This is a genomic window from Vibrio viridaestus (genome assembly GCF_003856525.1).
In the GTDB taxonomy this organism is placed as follows: domain Bacteria; phylum Pseudomonadota; class Gammaproteobacteria; order Enterobacterales; family Vibrionaceae; genus Vibrio; species Vibrio viridaestus.
On the sequence record NZ_RJVQ01000011.1, the window covers coordinates 84,836 to 94,059 of the forward strand.

At 43.5% G+C, this 9,224-nt stretch carries 10 protein-coding genes; 5 read left to right on the forward strand and 5 right to left on the reverse strand.

Annotated features, from left to right (window positions below):
* Nucleotides 1-121: 121 nt before the first annotated feature.
* From EES38_RS18620 to kefG, 5 genes are all read right to left on the reverse strand, one after another.
* The gene (locus EES38_RS18620; RefSeq protein ID WP_124938727.1) at nucleotides 122-1,030 is read right to left on the reverse strand and encodes an isoaspartyl peptidase/L-asparaginase; all 909 of its coding nucleotides are present in this window, start codon (nucleotides 1,028-1,030) and stop codon (nucleotides 122-124) included.
* Nucleotides 1,031-1,113: 83 nt separating this feature from the next.
* Nucleotides 1,114-1,677 (reverse strand): peptidylprolyl isomerase, encoded by a 564-nt coding sequence (gene slyD, locus EES38_RS18625; protein ID WP_124938728.1) that lies wholly within the window; start codon nucleotides 1,675-1,677, stop codon nucleotides 1,114-1,116.
* A 93-nt stretch (nucleotides 1,678-1,770) separates the two neighbouring features.
* Nucleotides 1,771-1,971 (reverse strand): YheV family putative zinc ribbon protein, encoded by a 201-nt coding sequence (locus tag EES38_RS18630; RefSeq protein WP_208020485.1) that lies wholly within the window; start codon nucleotides 1,969-1,971, stop codon nucleotides 1,771-1,773.
* Nucleotides 1,961-3,787, reverse strand: a complete 1,827-nt coding sequence (gene kefB / locus EES38_RS18635; protein ID WP_124938730.1) for a glutathione-regulated potassium-efflux system protein KefB — start codon at nucleotides 3,785-3,787, stop codon at nucleotides 1,961-1,963. Before kefB ends, EES38_RS18630 begins: the two co-directional genes overlap by 11 nt.
* A complete protein-coding gene (gene kefG / locus EES38_RS18640) occupies nucleotides 3,787-4,359 on the reverse strand; it encodes a glutathione-regulated potassium-efflux system ancillary protein KefG (RefSeq protein WP_124938731.1) in 573 nt (190 codons plus the stop codon). Before kefG ends, kefB begins: the two co-directional genes overlap by 1 nt.
* A 129-nt stretch (nucleotides 4,360-4,488) precedes the next feature.
* Between kefG and EES38_RS18645 the strand changes: the two genes are divergently transcribed.
* From EES38_RS18645 to EES38_RS18665, 5 genes are all read left to right on the forward strand, one after another.
* On the forward strand, nucleotides 4,489-6,405 hold the full coding sequence (locus tag EES38_RS18645) for an ABC transporter ATP-binding protein (protein WP_124938732.1): 1,917 nt from the start codon (nucleotides 4,489-4,491) through the stop codon (nucleotides 6,403-6,405).
* Nucleotides 6,402-6,890 (forward strand): TIGR02444 family protein, encoded by a 489-nt coding sequence (locus EES38_RS18650; protein WP_124938733.1) that lies wholly within the window; start codon nucleotides 6,402-6,404, stop codon nucleotides 6,888-6,890. The genes EES38_RS18645 and EES38_RS18650 overlap by 4 nt, the downstream gene beginning before the upstream one ends.
* Before the next feature lie 17 nt (nucleotides 6,891-6,907).
* Nucleotides 6,908-7,894: a hydrolase gene (locus EES38_RS18655; protein WP_439333277.1), complete on the forward strand. Its 987-nt coding sequence runs from the start codon at nucleotides 6,908-6,910 to the stop codon at nucleotides 7,892-7,894.
* Between the two features lie 29 nt (nucleotides 7,895-7,923).
* Nucleotides 7,924-8,130, forward strand: a complete 207-nt coding sequence (locus tag EES38_RS18660; RefSeq protein WP_124938735.1) for a YheU family protein — start codon at nucleotides 7,924-7,926, stop codon at nucleotides 8,128-8,130.
* A 106-nt stretch (nucleotides 8,131-8,236) separates the two neighbouring features.
* Nucleotides 8,237-9,106: a phosphoribulokinase gene (locus EES38_RS18665; RefSeq protein ID WP_124938736.1), complete on the forward strand. Its 870-nt coding sequence runs from the start codon at nucleotides 8,237-8,239 to the stop codon at nucleotides 9,104-9,106.
* Nucleotides 9,107-9,224: the final 118 nt, after the last annotated feature.

Here is a 9,224-nt window from a genome sequence, read left to right on the forward strand (position 1 = left end):
GCTAGTTAAAAATGGATTCTAGCACCGAATGTCTTGTCATGCAGTCATTTTTTAAGCATAAATATGTAATAAAAAAATAACTTTTTGTTCTAAAGACAATATTCAATAAGTTAAACAATACTTAATCATCCTGATTCATTTTTATCGTCAACGAACCATGTGTATCAATGCTAGCCCTATACATATCCACTCCGTGATATGCGTCAAGGATAGTACCGCGTTGATCAATTGCGATCAAACCGATCTGGGAAGCCTTAGATGATGTTGCCACCCGACAGGAATGGGCCAGATCATCTTCCTTTCGCGCAATTTTCCCTGCAATATCACTGGCGAAAGAAGGACCAATTGATCGCCCGTCAACATCAAATGCAGATATCGCTGCAATCTCATTTTGCGCAAAAATAGCACTCCCTACCAATGATGAATAACGTAGCTGTCCAGGATAACGGTTTATCTCACCACCACTGCTGGTTGCAGCCGCCATATTACCAAATTGATCAAGCGCAATGGCTCCAACTGATCCACCCATGTACGCAGGATCCGCATCGGGGTTGGACTTTTTCATCATGAGATTGTCGTAACTTTCGTCAGTAAAAAAGTAATCTTGCTCAGTAAAATCAATCCCAGAGGAAAAAGCGAATGACTCCGCCCCATCTCGGTTTAAGATCGCATTGGGGTAGGCTTGCAACGCCATCTGAGCAAGCTGGATCGGATGCTTGATATGCCTAACACCGCTTACGGTAGCAAAATGACCATTAGAACCATCCACAACAGATGCATCTAACTCAACCATTTCCTGCGCAGTCAGTGCCGCCCCCTTACCCGCATTAAAATGTTCTGCTGCTTCAAGGACACTAATCGCAGCAACAACAGCCTCAGTCGAACTACCACCTTGCTTAAGTATGCTATATCCAGTCTTAACAGCTTGAGCTAATGTTTTTTCAATCACTGCGATTTCCTTATCAGAACGATCTCTTCGACTGTCTGCCCCGCCATGAATAGCAATTGAGATATTGTTCAGGTTCGCCATATTGCCCCACGTTTATATAAAAACACCCGCTTGAATTCACAAGCAGGTGTTGATTGTTTATTCACAAAAATGAATAGCTATGCTTAGTGACAATGACCGCCGCCACAACAGCCTTCACCACCGTGTTCATGATCGTGATCGTGACCGCCGCAGCAGCCTTCTTCATCATGATCATGGTCATGTGCACCATGGATGTGACCATGTGCTTTCTCATCATCAGTTGCTTCACGAAGCGCAACAACTTCAACATCAAACGTTAGTGTTTGACCTGCCAGCATGTGGTTACCATCAACAACGACTTCTTCACCATCAACTTCAGTGATTTCTACTGGGATTTGTCCTTGGTCTGTATCTGCAATAAAACGCATGCCAACTTCTAGCTGATCAACACCCTGGAATACGTTTGCAGGTACGCGTTGAACAAGTGCTTCGTTGTGCTCACCGTACGCATCTTCCGGAGCAATAACAGCAGTAAATTTATCACCTACAGCTTTACCTTCCAGCTCAGACTCAAGGCCAGTGATTAGGTTATTGTGACCATGTAGGTAGTCTAACGGCGCATCAACTGTTGACTGGTCAACAACAACTCCATCATCCAGTTTTAGTTGATAGGCTAGACTAACAACAACGTTCTTTTCAATTTTCATACGAGCTCCAAGGCGTTGGGTACGTTTAAAAGTAGCTCACATCTGCGAGCAAAAAATAAAGCGGTATTATGAAGAACTGTAGCAGAAACTCAATTACTCTGGCTTAAAAAAACCGATCATCTCTTCTGACTGACGCTCAGAAATCTCTAAAGACTTAGGAACACGCTGTTCATGATAATCGCATTCTACACATTCTACATATTCGATATTATTTATCGACCACCAACGTAGAGAATCAGCACTTTCACATTGAGGACATTTTGCTCCGGCAATAAATCGTTTTTTAGTCTTCACCTGTTTTTTTATCCTCTGTTCTGTCCCAAAAGTCATTCGATTGCTTGTCTTTATCCATCTCTCTGGCAAATATTTCTTCCAACTCTTTCCTTACTTCTCTGGCGCGAAGAGACAACTGCTTACCTTCGTTATGCATCGGTAGCAGTTCTTTTAGCATAGCGTTATCAAGCCGACGAAAGTGTGACTCGGCTCTTTTCGCCTCATATGGATGCATTCCTAACTCAATCAACGTTTGCCTGCCTAAATCGAGCGCACCAAGAAACGTTTCTCTTGAGTACTTATCGACGCCTTCGTTGAGAAGCTGATACGCTTCTACTCGGCTTCTAGCCCGCGCTAGAACTTTAAGTCTAGGAAAGTGTTCCTTACAAAGCTTCACTATTTTCATCACTTCATCGGGGGAATCCGTACAGACAATGATCGCCTCAGCATCTTCTGCACCAGCGACACGCAACAGTTCTAAGTTTGCAGCATCACCGTAAAACACGTTATACCCATATTTTCGCAGAATTTTAATTTGACTTGCATCGCTTTCAAGGACGGTGACTTTAATCTTATTTGCGTACATTAAACGTCCCACGATCTGACCGAAACGCCCGAAACCCGCAATAATTACCCGAGGCTCACGGTTTTCAACATCTATAGGTAGATCATCCACCATCGCATTGAGGCCCAATGCGTACCATTTCCGCTGCAATGACAGGATAAGTGGTGTTGTCATCATCGACAAACTTACCACCACAAGAAGAAAAGACGAAGATTGATGTTCAATCAATCCGTGCCCTTCTGCAGCTGTAAACAATACAAATGCAAACTCGCCACCCTGGCTCAATATCGCAGCCATCGTACTGCGTGCTTTTGTCCGAATCCCAAAAAACAGCGCGAGCAAATAAAGAACCAGACCTTTAATGCAAACCAAAGCGATCACGGCCAATAAAACCTGTATTGGCTGTTTAAGAAGCAGCCCCAAATCCACCGACATGCCGACTGCAATAAAGAACAGACCAAGTAACAAGCCTTTAAATGGCTCAATGGACACTTCTAACTCGTGGCGAAACTCACTTTCAGCCAGAAGCACACCAGCGAGAAATGTACCAAGAGCCATTGATAAGCCGAGAGATTGCATCAGCAGAGCAATCCCAATCACTAACAATAACGCCGATACGGTAAACAATTCCCGAACCTTACTCATTACGATATAACGAAAGAGTGGATTCAGAAGATAACGCCCACCAAGTAAGATGCCTGCAATACCACATAACATCCAGATAGCATCAACCCAGCTACCACCAGATTTACCCGCTAGCATAGGTAAAATAGCCAACATAGGAATCACAGCGATATCTTGGAAAAGCAAAACAGCAAAACCTGAATTTCCTGTTTCACTGCGTTCTAATTCTTGCTCCTCTATCACCCTCAATGCTATCGCAGTTGACGATAATGCCAGCCCCATCCCGACAACTAAGCTGCTCTGCCAAGACATGCCCAAAAGATAAATGATTACCGATAACAATGCTGATGTCACCACAACCTGAGCACCGCCCAATCCAATAATAGGGCCTTTCATTTTCCAGAGTTTTTTAATATTCAACTCCAGTCCAATTAAGAACAAAAGCATGACGACACCAAACTCAGCAAAATGCAGTATAGCGTCAACATCGCTAATTAAACCCAATCCCCATGGACCTATAACGATTCCAGCTAATAAGTAACCTAAAACTGAACCTAGCCCCATACGCTGAGCAATCGGTACAGCAACAGCGGCTGCAGTCAAAAAGATAGCGCCACTTTGCAAAAAATCAGTGGTTAATCCGGCCATTAGCTTTCTCCCTGCTCTGCGTAGGGATGACACAGCCATTTGTGATAAATTTGAGCATGCTGAAGGCGTTCTGTATCACTAACGTTTCTCGCCCAATACAACACCAAAGGCTCAACCCAATTCATACAACACAATGCCGCTGTTAATTCAAAGGGCTGTAAGATTTCGCGTAATGGATATTTGTTATAACCACCAATACCAAATGCTTCCTCTTTCCCCCCAGCAGTGATGACGCTGCGCCAAATTTTACCTTGCAGAACGGTTTGGGAACCAAATGCAAACCCTTTACTCAGGACACGATCAAGCCATTCTTTTAGTAGCGCAGGACATGAATACATATAGAGAGGATGTTGGAAAACGATGATATCGTGCGCCATCAGTAACTTTTGTTCGGCCGCAACATCAATAAAAAAATCGGGGTATGTGCCATAAAGATCATGCACGAGAACATGATCAAGTGATTGAACTTGCTTAATTAACAATTGATTTGCAACCGAATTATGAGGCTCTGGGTGCGCATAGATAACTAAAATTTTGGGTCGGGGATGGATCGGTACCGGGGCTTCCTGCATCTTTTGCTGACTCCTTTCGAGGCTTAACCTATGCTACTATGCAATCATAACGTAAATTGGTGAATGATCGACATTTATCCCAAATCCCCCTAATATTCTCTCGACTCACTTATCAGACAGTAAGATTTTATGATTACCTTTTCAGACATTCAGTTATTACGCGGCGGTAAGCCACTGTTAAACAATGCCTCAGCAACCATACATCCCGGCGATAAAGTGGGTTTAGTGGGAAAAAACGGCTGTGGTAAATCAACGTTATTTGCCTTAATAAAAGATGAATTAACCGTTGATATGGGCAGTTTTAACCGCCCCGCCAACTGGGAAATGGCTTGGGTGGCTCAGGAAACCCCAGCCTTGGAAAGGCAAGCGATAGAATATGTTATTGATGGTGATCGAGAGTATCGCGAACTAGAGCGCCAGTTACAGAGCGCAGAAGAGAAAGATCAGGGAACCAAAGTTGCAGAGCTGCACGGTAAAATAGAAACGATTGGTGGCTATAGCATCAGAGCGAGAGCCGCAAGTTTGCTTGATGGTCTGGGATTCACTCAAGAACAAATGGCATGGAACCTGACCTCCTTTTCAGGGGGATGGCGAATGCGCCTCAACCTGGCTCAGGCGTTGCTGTGCCGTTCAGATCTACTCTTACTCGATGAGCCAACCAACCACCTCGATTTAGATGCGGTGATGTGGCTGGAGAAATGGTTACAGAATTATCCGGGAACGCTTGTTCTCATCTCTCATGACCGTGACTTTCTCGATCCAATAGTAAATCGTATCCTACACATTGAAAATGAGTTACTTAATGAGTACACAGGTAACTACTCTTCGTTTGAGAATCAACGTGCTGAAAGGTTGATGCTACAACAGGCAATGTATCAGAAACAGAAAAAACAAATGGCTCATATGCAGAGCTATATTGACCGTTTCCGCTACAAAGCTTCGAAAGCTCGTCAGGCTCAAAGCCGAATCAAAGCTCTGGAAAAAATGGAGAAGGTATTACCAGCTCAATTTGACAACCCGTTTAACTTTGAATTCCGTGAACCTTCGGCTCTCCCAAACCCTATCATTATGATGGATGAAGTCAGCGCGGGTTATGGAGATACGACTATCCTTGAGAAAATTAGACTAAATCTGGTTCCGGGTAGCCGAATTGGTTTATTAGGTCGTAACGGGGCAGGGAAATCAACACTCATCAAACTACTGTCTGGCGAGCTTAAACCAACTCATGGGTCACTTACCTACTCTCAAGGTGTCAATATTGGTTATTTCGCTCAGCACCAGCTCGAAACACTCCATCCAGAGGAAACGCCTTTGCAACATATGATGCAAATCGCTCCAGATCAGACAGAGCAGCAATTGCGTGACTATTTGGGAAGTTTTGGGTTTCAGGGTGATAAGGCACTTGAGAAAGTAGCCCCTTTTTCTGGTGGAGAAAAAGCACGACTGGTTCTTGCTCTCATCGTATGGCAAAAACCAAATCTTTTGTTGCTCGACGAACCAACCAACCATTTAGACCTCGACATGCGCCAGGCTCTCACAATGGCTCTGCAAACATTTGAAGGGGCAATGGTCATCGTCAGTCACGATCGCTACTTGTTACGTGCGACGACAGATGATCTCTATCTGGTACATAATCAGAAAGCGGATACATTCGACGGTGATCTGGAAGACTACTACAAATGGCTCACGGATCAGCAAAAAATCGAACGACGTGAAGCACAACCAGAAGCAAAATCATCCACGAATAGTGCTGCTGCGAAAAAGGAACAGAAGCGGAAAGAAGCTGAGTTTCGTAAGCAGACAGCGCCACTGCGTAAAGATATTGAAAAGCTTGAACAACAAATGGACAAATTAAACGCAGTATTACGTGATGCTGAACAAGAATTGTCAGATAGCTGTCTTTATGAAGCAGAAAATAAGACTAAACTTACTCAGGTATTATCAACTCAGGCTCAAGCTAAATCTGAGTTAGAAGACATCGAGGGCACTTGGATGGAAAAACAAGAGACTCTCGAAGAGATGGAGCAGGAGTTTAACAGCCTATGAGTGAACGGCACGTAACTTTATCACTAACACTAGAAAATTTGTGGCAGTTCAGCCTGCAATACTACAGTGTTCGGGCAGTAAAAGAAGCGTGCCTTTCTCTTCAAAACCGCTTTAATGGCAACGTAAATCTAATCTTGCTATTGAAGTACCTCGATACGCATAATGTCGCTATAGGCGATAATGACTGGCACTTATTGCTCGAATGTCTACATCGTTCTGATGTTCTGTTACATGATTTTCGCCAACTGCGCCGTCAGCTAAAAACGCATGTACCAGATACGATATACCGTCAATCTTTGGAATTTGAGTTAGAGCTGGAAAAACAACAGCAAGCCGATTTAGTCGAATGTGCAAACCATCTGACTTATCGATTACGCAATGAAGACAAAGGGTTACTTACGACTAGATACTGCATGCAGCTGACGGCTGATAACTTAGCTGATATATTTGCAAAACCGGTCCAAAATAATCAACAAAAACAATGAGCCAATCATTACCCTTTATACCAGCCTTTCATCCGGCTCCGTATCTCTCAAATACTCACCTGCAAACCATCGTTCCCAGGTTACTTAGACGTCAGCCATTATTCTCTCCGTTTTGGGAAACACTGACTCTACCTGATGACGATTTTGTTGATTTGGCCTGGAGTGAACCGCCAACGGGTAAATATGCCTCGGATAAGCCTATTTTTGTCCTTTTCCACGGCCTAGAAGGGAGCTTTTATAGTCCTTATGCCAATGGTTTAATGCATGCATTCTCTCAACTAGGCTGGCTATCGACTATGATGCATTTTCGCGGTTGTAGTGGCCGCTCAAATAATTACGCTCACGCCTATCATTCCGGACAGACATCAGATCCGCGGGTATTTTTGGAATATATTCACAAGCGCTTTCCAAACAATCCTAAAGTCGCTGTTGGTATTTCGCTGGGCGGAAATATGCTGGCCAATTATCTTTATGAATATGCCGGGCATACGCTCTTAAACAGCGCTGCAATTGTCTCTGCTCCATTTGCTCTTTCCTCGTGTTCGAACCGAGTAAATAAAGGGATCTCAAAAATATATCAAACGTATCTTCTGAGCTCACTTAAAAAGAATGCACTGAATAAATCAGATCTAATATCGGCAGTTCTCCCCATTACTCGGGAACAAATCACTCAAGTAAAAACGCTCCGCCAGTTCGATGATCTTCTCACCGCACCTCTTCACCAATTTAAAGACGCAGAAGACTACTATTCGCAATGTTCTGCAAGACCTCGTATCAAAAATATCGATATTCCCACTCTGATTATCCACGCGAATGATGACCCATTTATGGACCACGATGTGATCCTCAAAGAATCATTGCCCAATCCTATCTCTTATTATCTGACAGAGCATGGCGGTCACGTAGGCTTCATCGAAAAGTATCAAGGAAGGCTCAACTTTTGGCTTGAGCGTAGCTTACCGCTATACTTTGATAATATACTCAGAGACCATACGGTTTCATGAGTCCATTTTAGTTAGGAAGATGTTGTTTTATGAACATTCCTTGGGAACAAATTGATCCGGAAACACTGGACAATTTAGTAAGAGAATTTGTTCTTCGTGAAGGAACAGATTACGGTGAAAGCGAAATATCTTTAGAGGACAAAGTTGCTCAGGTAAAACAGCAACTTAAGTCAGGTAAAGCCGTGATTGTATATTCAGAGCTACACGAGTCTATCGATATTCAACAATGCAGATGATAACGACGAACTTAACTTAAAATGAGAGTCGAAACAATGACTCACATATAATTCGTGTTATAGTAGCGTCCAATTGGTAGTTTCTTCGTTCAGACAAAGGAATGTCATGTCAGCAAAACACCCTATCATCGCGGTTACTGGTTCATCGGGAGCAGGCACAACCACAACTTCCGAAGCGTTTCGCAAAATGTTCAATATGATGCGAATCAAACCAGCATGGGTTGAAGGCGACAGCTTCCATCGATTTACCCGCCCAGAAATGGACGTAGAAATTCGAAAAGCTCGTGAACAAGGACGCCACATCAGTTACTTTGGTCCTCAGGCCAATGACTTCACTTCATTAGCTGAATTTTTTAGAGAGTACGGCCGCTCAGGAACAGGCAAAGTTCGCCGCTATCTACATAGTTTTGATGAAGCAGTACCCTACAATCAGATGCCTGGAACGTTTACTCCCTGGCAAGATTTGCCAGAAGAAACGCAAGTACTCTTTTATGAAGGTTTACATGGTGCGGTAGTTGATGGTGATGTCAATGTGGCCCAGCATGTTGACTTTATAATCGGCATGGTCCCGATTGTTAACCTTGAATGGATTCAAAAATACGTGCGCGATACCCGGGATAGAGGGCATTCCAGAGAAGCGGTCATGGATTCCATTGTCCGTTCAATGGACGACTATCTAAACTACATTACACCGCAGTTTTCACGAACTCATATCAACTTTCAACGCGTACCGACAGTCGATACCTCAAACCCACTGAATGCGAAAGGTATTCCTAGTCTTGATGAGAGCTTCGTTGTGATTCGTTTTCGTGGAATCAAAAACGTCGACTTTCCCTACTTACTCGCCATGATAGACGGATCGTTTATGTCGCGACACAATACCATTGTTGTGCCTGGCGGTAAGATGAGCTTCGCGATGGAGCTAATCGTTCGACCTCTTCTGCAACAACTTATTGAAACAGGAAAAATCAGTTAGTCATTGATTTGACAAAGTTGATAACACCGACAAATATTTTAATTAGTACGCCATCCTGATAACTTAGTTTCTATAGCGTGACGATGTGCACACTTTTGCTTAAAAAATTGCCGATGTC

What these genes read in the sequence shown, in the direction of transcription:
- EES38_RS18660 (WP_124938735.1), top strand. Translation starts at nt 7,924, where the DNA reads ATGAACATTCCTTGGGAACAAATTGATCCGGAAACACTGGACAATTTA.
- slyD (WP_124938728.1), bottom strand. Translation starts at nt 1,677, where the DNA reads ATGAAAATTGAAAAGAACGTTGTTGTTAGTCTAGCCTATCAACTAAAA.
- kefB (WP_124938730.1), bottom strand. Translation starts at nt 3,787, where the DNA reads ATGGCCGGATTAACCACTGATTTTTTGCAAAGTGGCGCTATCTTTTTG.
- EES38_RS18645 (WP_124938732.1), top strand. Translation starts at nt 4,489, where the DNA reads ATGATTACCTTTTCAGACATTCAGTTATTACGCGGCGGTAAGCCACTG.
- EES38_RS18665 (WP_124938736.1), top strand. Translation starts at nt 8,237, where the DNA reads ATGTCAGCAAAACACCCTATCATCGCGGTTACTGGTTCATCGGGAGCA.
- EES38_RS18620 (WP_124938727.1), bottom strand. Translation starts at nt 1,030, where the DNA reads ATGGCGAACCTGAACAATATCTCAATTGCTATTCATGGCGGGGCAGAC.
- EES38_RS18650 (WP_124938733.1), top strand. Translation starts at nt 6,402, where the DNA reads ATGAGTGAACGGCACGTAACTTTATCACTAACACTAGAAAATTTGTGG.
- kefG (WP_124938731.1), bottom strand. Translation starts at nt 4,359, where the DNA reads ATGCAGGAAGCCCCGGTACCGATCCATCCCCGACCCAAAATTTTAGTT.